Origin of the sequence: Collinsella sp. OM07-12, from assembly GCF_003438275.1 — a bacterium.
GTDB lineage: Bacteria > Actinomycetota > Coriobacteriia > Coriobacteriales > Coriobacteriaceae > Collinsella.
The window spans coordinates 128,252-144,366 of sequence record NZ_QSTQ01000003.1 but is presented as its reverse complement, the minus strand read 5'-3'; the positions used below and the strand labels follow the sequence as shown (position 1 = coordinate 144,366).

Below are 16,115 nucleotides of genomic sequence, written 5' to 3'. Positions count from 1 at the left end.
GGCTGCGGCTGCTGCGGGGGAGGGCGCTGCGGGCGCTGGCGGTGCCGCGGGCGCTGTCGTCGCTCAGCCCGCTGCGGCTGCCGGCTCCGATGCTCAGCACGATGAGGCTGCCGCCAAGGCCGCGCTCAAGGCTGCCGAGATGGAGGCAAAGCTCGCCGCCATGGATCCCGAGAAAGCGGCCAAGGTCCGCGCGGCGCTTGCCGCCAAGGCCGCCCGCGACAAGCAGAAAAAGGAGGCGTAAGGTCCATGGCACACCGCTCCGTTATTCCGTTTGGCCCGCAGCACCCTGTGCTGCCCGAGCCGCTTCACCTGGACCTGGTGATCGAGGACGACCGCGTTATCGAGGCAATTCCGCAGATTGGCTTTGTGCACCGCGGCCTTGAGAAGCTCACCGAAAAGCGCGATATGCACCAGTTTGGCTACATCGCCGAGCGCATCTGCGGCATTTGCGCCGTGGGTCACAGCTACGGTTATGCCAGCGCCTGCGAGCGCATGCTCGATATCGAGGTGCCCGGGCGCGTGCAGTATATCCGCACCATTTTGCATGAGCTTTCGCGCATCCACTCGCACCTGCTGTGGCTGGGCCTGCTCGCCGATGCCTTTGGCTTCGAGGCGCTGTTCTATCGTTCGTGGACCCTGCGCGAGCAGATTCTCAAGATCTTTGAGAGCACGTGCGGCGGCCGCGTGATCCTTTCGATTAACGAGGTCGGCGGCCTTAAGCATGATATTGAGGATTCTGAGCTGGCGGGTATTGTCCAAACGCTCGACGCCATGCGCCCCGACTACGAGGCCCTGGTGCATACGTTTTTGGACGACGACAGCTGCGGCGAGCGCCTGCATGGCGTGGGCGTGATCAGCAAGAAGGACGCGCTGGACCTTTCGATGGTCGGTCCGTTTGGGCGCGCTTCGGGCGTGGACTACGACGTGCGCATGTTCGGCGACGGCGCCTATGCGGATCTGGCTGCGTTTGAGCCCATCGTTGCTACCGATGGCGACTGCTATGCCCGCTGCCAAGTGCGTTGTGCCGAGGTCACGCAGGCCATGGACATCATTAAGGAGCTTGTGGGCAAGATTCCGCACGACGGTATCGGCGGGCGCACCAAGCTCACGCCGGCTGACGGCGCGCTCGGCGAGGTTGTGATTGAGCAGCCGCGCGGCGAGGCGTATTACTATGTGCGCGGCAACGGCACCAAGAACCTGGACCGTTTCCGCGTGCGCACGCCGACGTCGCAAAACCTGGCGGGTCTGACGCATGCGCTGCAGGGCGTGCTCATTGCTAACGTGCCCATGATTATCCTGACCATCGATCCCTGCATTAGCTGCACGGAAAGGTAGGCGCGGCATGAGTTTGCTGACATTTGCCAAGACGGCCTTGGGCTCTATGATCAAGCAGCCGGTAACGGTGTGCTATCCGCAGGAGAAGCTCGCGGCACCCGAGCGCCTGCGTGGGCACATCGTCAACGACATGGACGTGTGCATTTGCTGCGGCATGTGCGCGCGCCGTTGCCCGGCGGGCGCGCTTGCGGTCGATCGCAAAGGCGGAACGTGGTCGATTGACCCGTACGCCTGCGTGGTGTGCGGCGAGTGCATCGAGAGCTGCCCCAAGCACTGCCTGACTATGGACACCGCCCGTACTCCGGTTGCGGCGGACAAGATTCTCACGGTAGAAACCAAGCCGGAATAGCGCCGGCCCCGCGCTTGAACGCGCGGTTGGGCCGCCGCTAACAAAACTATGCCGGATTACGGGGCTAGATAGCGAACCTACGACCATACAGATAATCGCAAAAACAAAACCGCAGGTAGATAGCTTGTTGTTTTTCAAAAATAGGGTGTATGGATGAGGGTCCTGAGTTTAGCCCCGTAAACCGGCATAGTTTTGAAATGGCATTAAATCGGTGACAGCCATTGTGCTATGCCGGGGCGGTTGGCCGTTGGGTAATTACCCTCGCAGATAGGCGATGGCGATCTGCGTGCGGTTGCGCAGGCCCATTTTGGCAAGGATCGAGCTGATGTGGTTGCGCACGGTGCCTTCGCCCATGTATGCCGTGGCAGCAATCTCCTTGTTGTCGAGACCGCGGGCGATGAGCTCTGCGACTTCGAACTCGCGGTCGGTCAGGCCGGCAAAGGCCGCGGGCCGGCGGGGCGTGCCCGCCGCGATGCCCGCCCCATCAAAATCGATATCCTCGATCGCCTTGCCCTCGAGCACGCGTTTGCCGTCCATGACCTGCGCCAACGCCGGAGGAATGGCGGCGATATCGGTTTTAATCAGATAGCCGCGGGCGCCCAGCTTGAGCGCTGACACGATATACTCGTCATCCGAGAATGTCGTCAGAAACACCACGCGTGCCGCGGGGTCGTGCTCAAGGATTTCGCGCGCCGCCGAAAGGCCGTCGCGCCCTGGCATTTGAATGTCGAGCAGCGCGACGTCGGGTGCGTGCTCGGCGCAGAGCGCCACCGCGTCGTCGCCGTCGGCACCGGTGCCCACCACCTCTATCTGCGGCTGAGCGCCCAGGATAATCTTGAGCGAATCGACCACTAGGCGGTCGTCGTCGACAACTATGAGCCTCATCGGCCCTCATCTCCTTGCTGTTTGGGGATGGTGGCAAACACGCGCCAGCCGGGGGCGCCGGCGCGCAGGCCGGCGGTGAAGGTTCCGCCAAGCGCCTCGACGCGCTCGCGCATGGAGGCGAGCCCCATACCCCCTGTGGCGCTGTGGGCGCCTGTCCGAACCCCGCCCGTTCCATCGTCGGTAACGACGAGCTGGTAAAACGACGGATGCTCCATGCACCTCACGGTAATGGTTTTGGCATGGGCGTGGCGCATGGCGTTGGAAAGCGCCTCGCGCAGTACCGCCGCAAAGCAGTTGGCGACGTTGGCGGGTGCATGCTCGGCCAAAACCTCAAGCTCAATCTGCGGACCGCTGTCCGAGCGTGCGCCTTCAACGATGCGCTCGAGCTGCACGGAGAGGTTGGTCGCATTGTCGTTGAGCGCGTGGACGCTGGCGCGCACGAGCTGAAGCGCCTCGTCAACGGTGTATTTGACGTCGGCGAAATCGGCGGCGACGCTGGGCTCGTTGGCGTGGACCACGCGCAGAGCTTCGGTTTGAAGCGAAGCGCGCGTGAGCTGATGGCCCACGTTATCGTGGATCTCGCGCGCGATGCGGGCGCGTTCGGCGAGCGTCGCGAGCTCGACTTCGTAGTCCTGGCGGTCGGCGAGGTCGCGGTTGCGTGCCTCGAGTGCCAGGGCGCGTTCTTGCAGCTTGTCGCGGGTGCGACGCATGCGTTCCTGTTCGCGCTCCAGCTGCGCGGTGCGCAGCGACAGCAACGTGGCAGCGACCGAAAGGATGGCGGTTAGCAGCAGCGTTCGGGTGGTGAGCGCGCCGCCGCGAAGGTCCGCGACAAGCGCGCAGACAAACACGGCGCTAATCGTCGGCGCGGGCAAGATGCGTTCACGGCGCACGCGTCGCGCGATGTCATAGAAGGCAAGGGGTGCGAACGGCATAAATGGCGGCACGAAGACGGCAGCGATGATGTAGGCGTAGCTCGCGGCCTCGCTCGCGCGATGGGCGTGTTCTTCTCGTGCGACTTCCGACGCCGAGGTGGCTATAACGCCAAGGCAAAACGCCGCGACCAAGCGAGCATCCACAGCAAGGCCCAGAGCGGCCGCAATACAGCACGCCAGCACGATCGATTTGTCGAATAGCCTATTCATACGGGTATTGTACGCGATGCCGCGTACGGGGAAGGCGCCGCCCGGGGCAACCGTGACATTCCTCCCGCGCGGCAAAGCGGCGTCGATCGCTTGCGCGAGCGGGGATTTCGCCTCCGCCCCCTCGCACTCGTGACAAAGCTCACTGGTGCGCGCCGTCCGCTCCTGCGATGATGCAATCGTACCGGGCCGCAATCAACAGAAGGGCCGCCTTATGACAGACATCGTCCACGTCGAAAACCTCGTCAAGCGCTATGACGATCTTATTGCGCTCGACCACTTTAACCTGAGTATTGCCCCTGGCGAGATCTTTGGCCTGCTGGGCCCCAACGGCTCGGGCAAGACCACGTCCATCAACTGCATCCTGCAGCTGCTCGCTTACGACAAGGGCACCATCGAGCTGTTCGGCGAGCCCATGACGCCCACGCGTTACGACCTCAAACGCCGCATCGGCGTGGTCCCACAGCAAGTTGCGGTGTTTGACGAGCTTACGGTGCGTGAGAACATCGACTATTTCTGCAGTCTCTACGTTAACGACCGCAAACGTCGCCGCGCGCTGGTGGATGAGGCGATCGACTTTGTCGGTTTGGGCGACTTTACCAAGTTTCGCCCCGGCAAGCTCTCGGGCGGCCTGGCGCGTCGCCTCAACATCGCCTGCGGCATCGCGCACAAGCCCGAGCTGATCTTTTTTGACGAGCCCACGGTGGCGGTCGATCCGCAGAGCCGCAACGCCATCCTGGAGGGCATCTGCCGCCTGCGCGACGAAGGCGCCACGGTGGTGTATACCAGCCATTACATGGAGGAAGTCGAGCAAATCTGCAGCCGCATCATGATCATGGACGGCGGGCGCGTGCTGGCGCAGGGCACCAACGACGAGCTCAAGCGCATGATCCAGATGGGCGAGCGCGTGACCGTCGAGGTCGGCACCGTCGAGGCCGCCACGGTCGAGCGCCTGCGTGCCCTCGAGCACGTGCTCAGCGTTGAGCTTTCCGGCGGCGAACTCGTCTGCACCTGCGAGGCGAGCCCGCACAATCTGGTCGACATCCTCGACACGCTGCGCGTCGCCGACGTGGCGCTCGGCCGCATTTATTCCGAACCGCCGACCCTCAACGACGTGTTCCTCGAGATCACCGGCCGCGAGCTGCGCGACTAGGGGGGCGGCCATGTTCAACACCATCATCACCACGGTCAAGACGCTGCTGCGTCGGCCGAGTACATGGGTCTGGGGCGCGATCTTTCCCATTGCGCTTTCAACGATGTTCATGTTTATGTTTGCGAACCTCAGCTCCGACGGCAAAATCGACCCGGTGCCGGTTGCCGTCGTGGCGGACGAGGCCTGGGACGCTTCGACCTTTAAGGGCGTGGCGACTTCGCTTGCCAAGGAGGGCGACGATCAGCTGCTCGATGTGAGCGAGTGCGAGGATGTGGACGCCGCGAACCGTGCGCTCAAGTCCGGCGAGGTCGTGGGCATCTACACGGTCGATGCCGCGGGCACGCCCAAGCTCACGCTGCTTTCGAGTTATGACAGCTCGCGCGCCTCGTCGGTGCTCACCGACCGCAGCATCCTTGAGACGGTGGCGAGCTCGTATACGCAAAATGCCGAGCTCATGTCCCAGATTGCCCAGGACAACCCGGCGGCGCTCGCCGACCCCGAGGCGGTTGCGCGCGCCCTGTCGCTCGAGGGCGGCGTCCGCCGCGTAAGCCTGACACGCACCACGCCCGATGGCACAGTCATCTACTATTACGCGCTTTTTGGCCTGGTCGCGATGATGTCTGCCGAGTTTGCCGCCTTGGGCGTCGTTGACCTGCAGCCCAATCTGTCGGGCATTGGCGCGCGCCGCTGCGTGGGCGGCCTTTCCAAGACGGCGTCGCTGGCCGGCATTTTTGTCGGCTCGTGGCTGGTCTCCTTCGCCTCGATGGCGATCGCGATCGGCTACGTGAGCCTGGTCGTGGGCGTCGACTTTGGTGGGCGCGAGGGACTGTGTTTGGTGGGCGGCGCCGCTTCCGCGCTTGCCGCCACGGGCTTGGGACTCTTTGTGGGCACGCTTCCCGTTAAGGGTGGCAAGGCATCCAAGTCGGGCATCCTCACGGGTTTCGCTACCACGTGCGCCCTGTTCGCCGGGCTTTACGGCGAGCCGGCGATGGCACTTGCCGACGACGTTGCCCGCGCCTGCCCGGCCGAGTGCTGGCTCAACCCTGTCAAGCTCATCTGCGACATGTTCAACCGCTTATATTTCTTTGAGGACCTGGGTCCCTTTGTCATCCGTGCGGGCGCGCTGGTCCTCATGACGCTGGTGTTTGTTGTCGCCGCCACGCTGATTTTTGGAAGGAGCCGCTATGAGCACCTTTAAGACTGCGCTGCGCATGGCGCTCGCGCATCCGTTCTACCTGCTCATCTATACGGTGTTCATATCGCTGATGGGTGTGTTCATCGCGGCATCGGTGAGCTGGAACTCGTCGCAGCTCACCGAATACAAGCCCTACGACGCCAATGTGATTGTGGTCGACCGCGACGACAGCGATCTTTCGCGCGCGCTCACCAAGCACTTGGGCTCGCGCTTTGACCTGGTTACGGGTGTTGGCGACGACACGTACGACCTTGCGGACGCGCTCTCCAAGAGCAACAGCGCCAAGGGCAGCGCCGACTGCGTGTTCTTTATCCCGGAGGGGTTTGAGGACGACCTCGTTGCAGCCGCCCGCGTGGGGGAGTCCCTGCCCAAGCTCGATGTGACCTACGGTGCCGGCACCATGGCGGCGGCGCTTTCGTCTGCCGAGGCCTCGCGCTGGATCTCGCTCGCGGGCGCTGCGGCGGCACTTGAGCCCGCTGCTTCTAGCGGCGACGTTGCCAAGGCGGCCGAGCACGCGGCCGCAAAGCGCGCGGAGGTCCAGATCGAGCAGGTCAAGGTCGACTCGACTGCCGCCGCCACGCTCGAGTCGTACTTCAACTTTGGCGCGTACGCGATCATCTCGTCGGTCATCGTGTCGGTGGGATTGGTGCTCTCGGGCATGAACGAGCCCGAACGCGTGCGCCGCATGGATGCCGGCCCGGTCTCCGAGCGCCAGCGTTCGCTCGCCGTGTTCGCGGCCGCCGCCGTGCTCACCGTTTGTATTTGGTTTGTGTCGAGCATGATGGGCGTCGTGGGCTTTGCCGGAGCGGTTGCCGAGGTTGGCGTGGATCGCGTGTGCCTAGCGCTGGCTGCAACGTTTGCCCTTGCGTGCACGCCGCTGGCCGTTGGCCTTACGCTGTCGAGCTTGGGCGCGCGCGAGGAGCTGCTCAACGGCGTGGGCAACTTACTCGGCATGCTCATGACGTTTTTGGGCGGCGCCTGGATGCCGCTGTCGCTCATGGGCTCGGCCGTGCAGACCGCGGCGCATTTTGTGCCGACGTATTGGGTGAACGACGCGATCGGCAAGGCACTTGCCTCGGACCTGACGCCTGCCGTGCTGGGCGACATTGCCTGCGACCTGGGCGTCACGGCGCTCTTTGCCACCGCCATCGCCGCCGCAGGCCTAGCCCTCGCGCACAACAAATCCCGCGCCTAACCGCCTAGTCATTGGGGACGTTCTTAAACGACTAGCCATGGGGGACAGTCTTTGCCGATTGGCCGGCTTGCCGGCCGGGCTGGCAAGGACTGTCCCTAACTGTCGGCAGGAAAGGAGCGTCCCCAACTGCCGGTTGGCGAAAGGGTGCCCCCAGCGACTAGTCGTTTAAGAACGTCCCCAACGGCTAGGCGCCGCGCTTGACTTCAACCCCGCTATAACGGGTACCATCCTCTATGTCTGTAACGCCATATAGACCGAGGGGATATATCTATGACCGCAACTGCACCCGCTGCACCTGCCAAGGTGTACTTCACCAACCTGCGCACGCACGGCCGCGAGAGTCAGCTCGACAAGCTCAAGCGCCTCATCCGCCGCGCCGGCATCGAGCAGATCGACTTCGAGAACAAGTTCGTCGCCATCAAGATTCACTTTGGCGAGCTGGGCAACCTGAGCTTCTTGCGCCCCAACTACGCCCGTGCCGTCGCGGATGTCGTGAAGGAGCTGGGCGGCAAGCCTTTCCTCACCGACTGCAACACGCTTTACGTCGGTAGCCGCAAAAACGCGCTCGAGCACATCGACACCGCCTACCAGAACGGCTTTACCCCGTACGCCACGGGCTGCCAGGTCATCATCGCCGACGGCCTCAAGGGCACCGACGAGGCACTCGTTCCGGTCGAGGGCGGCGAGTACGTGCATGAGGCCAAGATCGGCCAGGCGCTCATGGATGCCGACATCGTGATCAGCCTCACCCACTTTAAGGGTCATGAGCAGGCCGGCTTTGGCGGCGCCATGAAGAACCTGGGCATGGGCGGCGGCAGCCGTGCCGGCAAGATGGAGCAGCATGCTGCCGGCAAGCCGAGCGTCGCGACCGAGCACTGCGTTGGCTGCCGTGCCTGCGAAAAGATCTGCGCGCACAACGCCATCTCGTTCGACGGCACCCGCGAGCGCGAGCTGGCGAGTGGCAAGACCGTCGAGGTGCACGTGGCCGCCATCGACCACGACCGCTGCCTAGGCTGCGGCCGCTGCATCGGCGTGTGCAACCAGGATGCCATCAATCCCGACTATGACGCCGCTGCCGACGTGCTCAACTGCAAGATTGCCGAGTACACCAAGGCCATCGTTGACGGCCGCCCGAGCTTCCACATCTCGCTCGCCATGGACATCAGCCCCAACTGCGACTGCCATGCCGAGAACGACACGCCCATCGTCAACGACATTGGCATGTTTGCGAGCTTCGACCCGGTCGCCATCGACCAGGCCTGCGCCGACGCCGTTCTGGCCTCCGAGCCGCTGCCCAACACCGTACTCACCGACAGCGCGGCCAAGATGGAGCACGACCACGAGCATCTGGAGGGCGAGCAGGCCAAGGACCCCTTCTGCATCACGCATCCCGACACCGACTGGCGCTCCTGCATCGCACACGCCGAGAAGATCGGCCTGGGCACGAGCAAGTACGAGCTCATCGAGGTCAAGTAGCGCCTGTCTATTGGACATATCAAGCGCCTTTGTAGCGTAACGTAAGAAAAAACCGCCCGCGAGCGCAGTGCTCGCGGGCGGTTTTTCGAAAGTGCGGGGAAAAATCGAATATCGCAGACCACAAACCGTTTTTTGGCAACAACACCCCTGATAAATTCCTGGTAAAACCGCGGTTTGGTCGGGGCTTCCGACATTTTCCCCGCACTTCCGAAAATAGAGGGGTCAGATAAAGCCAAATATGTGTAAATTCACCTAGAAATTCTTGTCGAGGAAGCCGTTGACCGTGTTCCAGTAGAGTTCGGCGTCGACCTGCGCGCTCTTGGCGTGCGTGGCGCCATGGACGGTGAGCTTTTGCTTGACCTTGCTAGCGCACGCGTCGTAGTTTTGCTTGAGCATACTGTACGGCACAAAGGTGTCTTGGTCGCCATGGATAAAGAGCATGGGGACCGTCGCGTGTTTAAGCTGCTCCACGCTGCTTGCCTTATGGAAGTCATAGCCTGTGCGAACGTTGCACACCAGGTTCGCCACATCGAGCAAGGGAAAGCTGGGCAGGGCAAACACGTCCTTGAGCTGCAGGGAAAACTCGTCCCAGACGCTCGTGTAGCCGCAGTCCTCGATGATGCACCTAACATTAGGGGGCAACGATTCCCCTGCGACATTCATGGCCGTCGCCGCGCCCATCGACTCGCCAAAGACCAGGATGCGTGCCTCGGGGTCGGCCTGAACGATTCGCCCGATCCATGCGACGACATCGAGCCGCTCGGGCCAGCCCATGCCGATATAGTCGCCGCCGGAGCGCTCGTGGGCGCGGGCGGCGGGTGCGAGTACGTTCATGCCGCGGTCGTGGAAGCGCTTGACGTATCGTGCCATACCGATGGGCTCGTCGGTGTATCCGTGCAGGCAGATAGCGTAATCGTGCGTGCTCTCCGGGCCGGCAAAATACCAAGCGGCAAGCTCGGTCCCGTCATCTGCGGTGAGGCTGCTGCTCTCGCGATGCTCTTTGAACCACGCCCGCGCCTCGACATCCTCGGCATCCATCTGCTCGTCTTTCTTAGCGTCCTTGCCGTCCTGCATCATCTTTATGGTGTACGGCGCTTGGGGGTTCAGGGCAAAGTCAAACAAAAAGTTGCCGGCAAATCCGAGCAACGTGACAACGAGCACCAGCGCAACAACGCCGGCTATCTTGAGCTTTCGATGGGGGTGTGCGCTTTGAGCCATAAGGTCTTCTCCTCTAAGATGTTAATACGTCAACAATTAAACGAAGCGCATTATGGATGTTCACTGTTGATGTGTCAACAGGCAAAGAATGGGTAAACAAAGGGTCACGTATGGTGCAAATGTCGCACGTACCCAGACGCTTTGATATAGTGTTGAGAACTCTTTTATGTTGGAGGATGTAACCGGCATGTCCGATTCGAGCGACAGTTCCAAGCCGCGGCCCAAGACCGCGGCCGTTCCGCACTACACGGTGGGCGAGGAGATCATGAACTCCGTCACCCATGGTGTCGGCTGCCTGTTGGGCATTGCGGGCCTGGTGCTCCTGATCGTATTCGCTGCCCTGCGCGGCGGCGGCCCGGCCCACATGGCTGCGGCAATCGTCTATGGCGTCAGCATTATTCTCGAATACCTCGCCTCCACGCTCTACCACGCCATCGCTCCGCAGGCCGCCAAGCGCGTCTTCCGCGTGATCGACCATTGCGGCATCTACGTGCTCATCGCGGGCAGCTACACCCCGTTTTGCCTCATCACGCTCGCAAACGACGGCGGCCCCGCGCTGTTCTTTGCCGTGTGGGCCATTGCCATCATCGGCATCGCCCTCGAGTGCTTTATGCACGAGCGTCAACCGCACTGGGTATGCGGCCTGGTCTACCTGCTGATGGGCTGGCTCGTCGTCTTTAAGTTGCCCGAGCTTGTGGCGCTGCTGAATCCCGTGGCGCTTGCCCTGCTCGCCGTCGGCGGCGTGTGCTACACCGTGGGCGTGCCGTTCTATATCGCCAAAAACGTGCGCTATCTGCACAGCGTGTTTCACCTGTGGGTGCTCGCCGGCAGCATCTTCCAGTTCATGGCGGTGATTCTCTTCGTAATCTAGCGATCGCGTCTGTGCCCGCGGACCCATCCAGGCGGCCACCGGGCGCAACTGCCCTATCCGTCACCAACGTTTTAACCTGACGTCCCGAATCTTGGAGGTTCGAGAAACTCCCGATGGACATAACCATCTCCCTTATCACCACCCTCGTTTTAACCCTCATCAACGGCTACTTCTCCATGTCGGAGATGGCGCTCACCACGGCCAAGCGCGCCGTGCTGGAGCACGAGGCCGAGGAAGGCGACAGGCGCGCCGAGCGTGCCATTAAGCTGGCCGCCGACTCCGACGAGCTGCTGGCCACCATCCAGGTTGCCATCACGCTCGTGGGCTTTGCCTCGTCCGCCGTCGCCTCGACGAGCCTGTCCGACCCGCTCGCCACGTGGCTCATGAGCTTTGGCATCGCGCCGCTCTCCGCCATCGCGCGCGGTTTGGCGCCGGTCATCATCACCGTCGCGGTTGCCTTCGTGTCCATCGTGATTGGCGAGCTCGTGCCCAAGCGCATCGGCCTGGCCAATGCCGAGGGCGTGTCCAAGCAGGTCGTGGGGGCGCTGTCGTTTTTCCAAAAGATCGCCCGCCCGCTCGTGTGGCTGACCGGCGCGTGCTCGGATGGCCTCGCCCGTATCCTGCGCATCAAGAGCGCCGACGACCGCCAAAACGTCTCGGAGGAAGAGATCAAGTACATGGTCTCGGAGCAGGACGACCTGCTCGACGAGGAAAAGCGCATGATCCACGAGATCTTTGACCTGGGCGACACCGTTGCCCGCGAGGTCATGGTCCCGCGCGTGGACACCACCATGTGCGAGGACGACGAGACGGTCGCCAGCGTGCTGTCCACCATGCGCCAGACCGGCTTTAGCCGCATCCCCGTCTATCACGAGGACCCCGACAACGTGGCGGGCATCGCGCATATCAAGGACCTGATCCAGCCTGCGCTCGACGGCAAGGGCGACCAGCCCATCGCCGGCTTTTTGCGCGACGCCACCTTTGTGCCCGACACCAAGGATATCCTGCCGCTGCTGTCCGAGATGCAGACCTCGCACGACCAGATCGTGGTGGTCGTGGACGAGTACGGCGGCACGGCCGGCATCATCACCATCGAGGATATCGTCGAGGAGATCGTGGGCGAGATCGAGGACGAGTTCGACCCCGACAACAAGTACCTCACGCGCCTTTCGCGCCGCGAGTGGCTCGTCGATGGGCGTTTTTCGTGCGATGACGCAATTGAGCTTGGTTGGCCGCTCGAGGAAAGCGATGATTATGAGACCATCGCCGGCTGGATTTTGGAGCTTTGCGACTCGGTGCCCGACATCGGAGAGGTGTTTGAGGTCGCGGGGTACAAGTTTAAGGTGCAGTCGATGCGTGGCCAGCGCATCTCGCTCATTCGCGTGATCGCTCCGGCCGAAACCGATAAGAAGGATTCCGAGTCTTCGGTAGACGAGCCGACGACGTCGGGTGCGGGTTCTGCGAATCCGCACGACGGCGACGAGTAGGACAAGGAAGAGTAGGGGAGAGTTATGGCAGGCCTGTTCAACATCCTTAAGGTCACCGTCAGCGAGGACAAGATCTGCGCGCATGTGCTGGTGAACCCCGGCATGCCGCTGATGACCTCGGAGGATATCGAGGCCACGGCGCGCGTGTACTACCTGGTGCCGGCGATTGCCAAGCACCTGTGCCTGGGCGATTCCGGCCGCGAGTTCCAGGATTGCATGGGTCAGACCGAGCTTTGCCACCTGCTGGAGCACGTGACGGTCGAGCTCATGAACGAGACCGGTCTTGCCGGCAGCATCTCGTGCGGTCGCACGCGCGTAAGCGAGCACGACGAGCGCGTCTTTGAGGTTGAGCTTTCGTGTCCCGACGACGCGCTGGCCATTGGCGCGCTGTCTTCGGCCACCTTTATGATGGATTGGGCCTATCTGCACGCCGACCAGCCGGCTCCCGATGTGGACGGTACGGTCGCGGGCCTGCGCAACCTGGTGCTGGGGATGCGCGCCGAGGCCGAGGGCAAGGATCCTCACGAGGCCGTCGCCGCCGCGAACGGCGAAGATGCTGCCGTGGACGAGGGCGATGACGAGGGCGATGTGCCGGTTGACGCCGAGCCCGTTGCAGATGCGACCGCCGAGCCCGTTCCCACCGAGCCCCAGGGCGTCCCCAACTTTGACGACGAGCCCCAGGTGGCGATTGATACCGAGGGCGCGGTTGCCGAAAACCACGAGGCTTCCGCTGCCGTCTTTGGCGGTGCGGCGACGGTTCCGGCGGGACCTGCGCATGAGGGCGGCCTGCCGCTCGTGGACGGCGCCGGCGAGGACCCGGGTGCCACGGTGGCCATGCCGGCTATGCCTCAGGAGTAGGCCTACGCGTTTATTACCATCACGGACCTGCGCCTTTGCCGTACGCAGATGAGCAGAGCGGCAAGTGATGCGCTGCGGGTATAATGGACAGCATTCAAACGGTGGGCACCGACGTGCCCGCAGGAGAGGAATGATCATGGGTAAGACTTTCAGCTTTGTCTCCGGCGCACTTTTTGGTGCCGCTGCCGGCGCTATTATCGGCGTTGCTCTGGCCCCGCGCTCGGGCGCCGAGACCCGCGCCATGGCTGCCGATATCGCCAACGACGCCTGGGACAATATGCGCGACACCTACGAGCACGGCGCCGAGGAGGCCCGTGCTGCGGTCAACGATTTTGGCCCGATGGTCGACGCCAAGACCGACGACCTGCGCGCCAAGGTCGACCTGGCCCGCGAGCGCATGGACCAGCTGCGCGAGCAGCTCAACGACGCCATTTCGGGCGGCAACGTGACGCCTGCCGCCGACGTCGTGGTCGAGAACGCCGTCGAGGCTGATACCGAGGCTGCGGAGCCCTCGACCGAGGCATAATGCGCGCCGGGGATTTTGTCGGCGCCAAGATCTATCGCAAGCCTACCGAGGACAAGCGCATCAAAAAGGACGGCACGCCGCGCAGCCCTAAAAAGCTCGGAAAGATTCACTTTCCGGTTTTTACCCCGGGCGGTACGCGCGTGGTCGGCTTTATGGTCCGCCAGTCCGATATCGCGGGCATGATCGAGCGTCCCGACCGATTCGTAGCGCTCGACGCCATTGGTGTCTACGAGGGCGCCATTGCGGTCGATGACGTCAAGGACACGTACGATGCCGCCGCCGCCAAGCGCCTCGACATCAACCTGGACGATTGCATCATCTGGGTCGGTATGGACGTGCGCACGGAATCGGGCGACGTCGTGGGCTATTGCTCGGACGTTGAGTTCAAGCCACGCTCGGGCATCGTTCAGATGTTCTATGTGACCGCCGGTGCCGCTTCGAGCGTGCTGGTCGGTGACACGCAGGTGCCGCCGACGATGCTGCGCGGATACGAGAACGGCGCGATGATCGTTTCGGACGAGGTCAAGGCACTCGGGTATTCGGGCGGCGCCGCTGCAAAAGCTGCCGAGGCCAGCGTCGTGGTGGGCGATAAGGTCAAAAAGGGCGCCAAGGTGCTCGATGACAAGGGATCGGTCGCCGTGGACAAGGGCAGCCGCGCACTGGGCAAGCAGCTCGGCAAGACGCGCGGTATGTTCAAGGCGTTTAAGGACGAATACCAAAAGGCGAGCGGGGGCTCGTCAAAAACTAGCAAATAGCGACGTACCAAATGATGGGAGGCGAGCCGGAGACCTGTTGCTCCGGCTCGCTGTGTTTATGGGGGAGGGCACATGCGCCAAAACGGATCTAACTTAAACGGGCGCTCGGGTGCGCGTCCGACGGCGCGCCGCGATCTGGGGCAGCTGCCCAGCGGTCAGCGTCGACGTCGCCGTAAGCCCGGCGCGATGTACCTCAACCATAGCCGTGGGTTTAGCGATCGCAGCGCGCGCATCGGCAACGGGCGCTCACCGCGCCGACCGTCCCGCCTGCCCTATGCGCTCATCGCCGTGGGTTGCGCGCTCGTACTGTTTATCGCTGCCGTCGTGGGCTACGTAAACCGCAGCGTGGACGTGGAACTCAACGGGCAAAAGACCGCGGTGCGCGTGGGCTCTACGTTGCAGAATCTTATCGACGACCAGGAGTTGGCTGACACCTACGACGCAGGCGACCTGTTGGCCGTCGATGACAGCGTGCTCAAGCGCCATGGGGGCGAAAAGCTGTCGGTGAAGGTCGACGGCAAGCGCGTGAAGCAGGGCAAATGGGATAGCCGCGAACTTGAGGGCGGCGAGAAGGTGACGGTCAAGGATGGCCGTAACACCTACGAGAAGCACGAGGTTCAGGCTACGGTTATCGAGCCCAAGCTCAAGGTCGAGGGCACGGGTGCCATCGAGTATGTGCAGACGTGGGGTGTCCAGGGCCGCTCCGAGGTGTGGGTTGGTGAGCAGTCGGGCAAGACGCAGGACCGCGGCGAGGTCGTGCCCGCTACCGATTGCGTAGTCGAGTGCGCCAGCGTGGCGCCCAAAGGCAACGAAAAGTACGTGGCGCTGACGTTTGACGAGGGCCCGAGCGGCGCCACCAAACAGATCTTGCAGGTGCTCAAGGAAAAGGGCGTCACCGCGACGTTCTTCCTTTCGGGCGATGCCACGGAAGCCTCGCCCGCTACTGCCAAAGCGATTGCCGATGCCGGGTGCGAGATTGGCTCCAACAGCTACAGCGATGATTCGCTCAAGGGCGAGGATCGCGAGACGGTGCGCAAGCAGATCACGAAGGGCACCGAGGCGATTAAGTCGGCGACCGGCGTCGAGACGATGTTGCTGCGTGCCCCCTACGCCGCGTTTGACGAGCAAAACTGGATCGACTCGATGGACCTGGTCTCCGCCGTGGTCTCGTGGAATATCGATTCGGGTGACTGGCTGCTCAACGGTGCCGACGAGCAGGTCTCGACGGTGCTCGATTCGGTGACGCCAGGCAATATCGTGCTGCTCACCGATAGAGACGAATGCGCCGAGCAGACGCTCGAGGCGCTGCCGCAGATTATCGACGGGCTTATTGCCGACGGCTACAAGATCGTGACGCTCAGCGATCTGGTCAAGACGGACACGTCGCTCAGCAAAAAGCTCACGTCACTGACGAAGGTCACCATGCCCAAGAACGCCGTATTTCCCCAACTTGCCGAGGACGACGACGCCACGGAGTAGCTCAAACGAGTGGCACGGTGGGACAAAATTATCAGTAGTGTTTGTCCCAGGTGCGAAAGGCGCATCGGGCTTGTCGTCGCAAGCGACCCTGGGACAAACACTACTGATAATTTTGTCCCACCACTTCGCTGCGGACGACTATGTCACGGATACGTCAGCGTTTGGTATGCCTGCAATGTGCAGCGCATAAATTC

16 protein-coding genes are annotated in these 16,115 nt (G+C 62.7%); 13 read left to right on the top strand and 3 right to left on the bottom strand.

What is annotated here, in order from left to right; genetic code table 11:
• The 3 genes from DXB98_RS10235 to DXB98_RS02000 all read left to right on the top strand — a co-directional run.
• Positions 1-241 (top strand): hypothetical protein (locus tag DXB98_RS10235; RefSeq protein ID WP_199407095.1); only part of this gene is annotated, 241 nt, incomplete at its 5' end.
• 5 nt (positions 242-246) lie between these two features.
• Positions 247-1,335: a nickel-dependent hydrogenase large subunit gene (locus tag DXB98_RS02005; protein ID WP_117742959.1), complete on the top strand. Its 1,089-nt coding sequence runs from the start codon at positions 247-249 to the stop codon at positions 1,333-1,335.
• 7 nt (positions 1,336-1,342) lie between these two features.
• Complete coding sequence (locus DXB98_RS02000) at positions 1,343-1,684, top strand: 4Fe-4S dicluster domain-containing protein (RefSeq protein WP_117734749.1); 342 nt, start codon at positions 1,343-1,345, stop codon at positions 1,682-1,684.
• A gap of 255 nt (positions 1,685-1,939) precedes the next feature.
• On the opposite strand, the gene DXB98_RS01995 is transcribed toward DXB98_RS02000, so the two are convergent.
• Together DXB98_RS01995 and DXB98_RS01990 are read right to left on the bottom strand one after the other, a co-directional pair.
• Positions 1,940-2,569 carry a response regulator transcription factor gene (locus tag DXB98_RS01995; protein WP_117734748.1) on the bottom strand — a complete coding sequence of 210 codons (630 nt, stop codon included), beginning with the start codon at positions 2,567-2,569 and terminating at the stop codon, positions 1,940-1,942.
• Entirely contained in the window at positions 2,566-3,711 is a 1,146-nt protein-coding gene (locus DXB98_RS01990) for a sensor histidine kinase (protein WP_117742958.1), read from the bottom strand. The genes DXB98_RS01995 and DXB98_RS01990 overlap by 4 nt, the downstream gene beginning before the upstream one ends.
• Before the next feature lie 211 nt (positions 3,712-3,922).
• On the opposite strand from DXB98_RS01990, the gene DXB98_RS01985 reads away from it, so the two are divergent.
• The 4 genes from DXB98_RS01985 (at position 3,923) to DXB98_RS01970 (ending at position 8,727) form a co-directional block, all read left to right on the top strand.
• Positions 3,923-4,861: an ABC transporter ATP-binding protein gene (locus tag DXB98_RS01985; protein WP_117742957.1), complete on the top strand. Its 939-nt coding sequence runs from the start codon at positions 3,923-3,925 to the stop codon at positions 4,859-4,861.
• A gap of 10 nt (positions 4,862-4,871) precedes the next feature.
• The gene (locus DXB98_RS01980; RefSeq protein WP_117742956.1) at positions 4,872-6,059 is read left to right on the top strand and encodes an ABC transporter permease; all 1,188 of its coding nucleotides are present in this window, start codon (positions 4,872-4,874) and stop codon (positions 6,057-6,059) included.
• Positions 6,046-7,251, top strand: coding sequence for an ABC transporter permease (locus tag DXB98_RS01975; RefSeq protein ID WP_117742955.1), 1,206 nt, complete (start codon positions 6,046-6,048; stop codon positions 7,249-7,251). Before DXB98_RS01980 ends, DXB98_RS01975 begins: the two co-directional genes overlap by 14 nt.
• Before the next feature lie 270 nt (positions 7,252-7,521).
• Entirely contained in the window at positions 7,522-8,727 is a 1,206-nt protein-coding gene (locus DXB98_RS01970) for a DUF362 domain-containing protein (protein ID WP_117742954.1), read from the top strand.
• Positions 8,728-8,979: 252 nt separating this feature from the next.
• Here DXB98_RS01970 and DXB98_RS01965 read toward each other — a convergent pair whose 3' ends face one another.
• On the bottom strand, positions 8,980-9,945 hold the full coding sequence (locus DXB98_RS01965; RefSeq protein ID WP_117742953.1) for an alpha/beta hydrolase: 966 nt from the start codon (positions 9,943-9,945) through the stop codon (positions 8,980-8,982).
• A 187-nt stretch (positions 9,946-10,132) separates the two neighbouring features.
• On the opposite strand from DXB98_RS01965, the gene DXB98_RS01960 reads away from it, so the two are divergent.
• From DXB98_RS01960 to DXB98_RS01935, 6 genes are all read left to right on the top strand, one after another.
• Entirely contained in the window at positions 10,133-10,816 is a 684-nt protein-coding gene (locus DXB98_RS01960) for a hemolysin III family protein (protein ID WP_199407094.1), read from the top strand.
• Between the two features lie 113 nt (positions 10,817-10,929).
• The gene (locus DXB98_RS01955; protein WP_117742952.1) at positions 10,930-12,303 is read left to right on the top strand and encodes a hemolysin family protein; all 1,374 of its coding nucleotides are present in this window, start codon (positions 10,930-10,932) and stop codon (positions 12,301-12,303) included.
• Positions 12,304-12,327: 24 nt separating this feature from the next.
• Positions 12,328-13,161, top strand: coding sequence for a hypothetical protein (locus tag DXB98_RS10360; RefSeq protein ID WP_233505059.1), 834 nt, complete (start codon positions 12,328-12,330; stop codon positions 13,159-13,161).
• A 136-nt stretch (positions 13,162-13,297) separates the two neighbouring features.
• Entirely contained in the window at positions 13,298-13,687 is a 390-nt protein-coding gene (locus DXB98_RS01945) for a YtxH domain-containing protein (RefSeq protein ID WP_117742967.1), read from the top strand.
• A complete protein-coding gene (locus DXB98_RS01940) occupies positions 13,687-14,442 on the top strand; it encodes a PRC-barrel domain containing protein (protein WP_117742951.1) in 756 nt (251 codons plus the stop codon). The genes DXB98_RS01945 and DXB98_RS01940 overlap by 1 nt, the downstream gene beginning before the upstream one ends.
• 72 nt (positions 14,443-14,514) lie before the next feature.
• The gene (locus DXB98_RS01935) at positions 14,515-15,921 is read left to right on the top strand and encodes a polysaccharide deacetylase family protein (RefSeq protein WP_233505058.1); all 1,407 of its coding nucleotides are present in this window, start codon (positions 14,515-14,517) and stop codon (positions 15,919-15,921) included.
• Positions 15,922-16,115 lie beyond the last annotated feature (194 nt).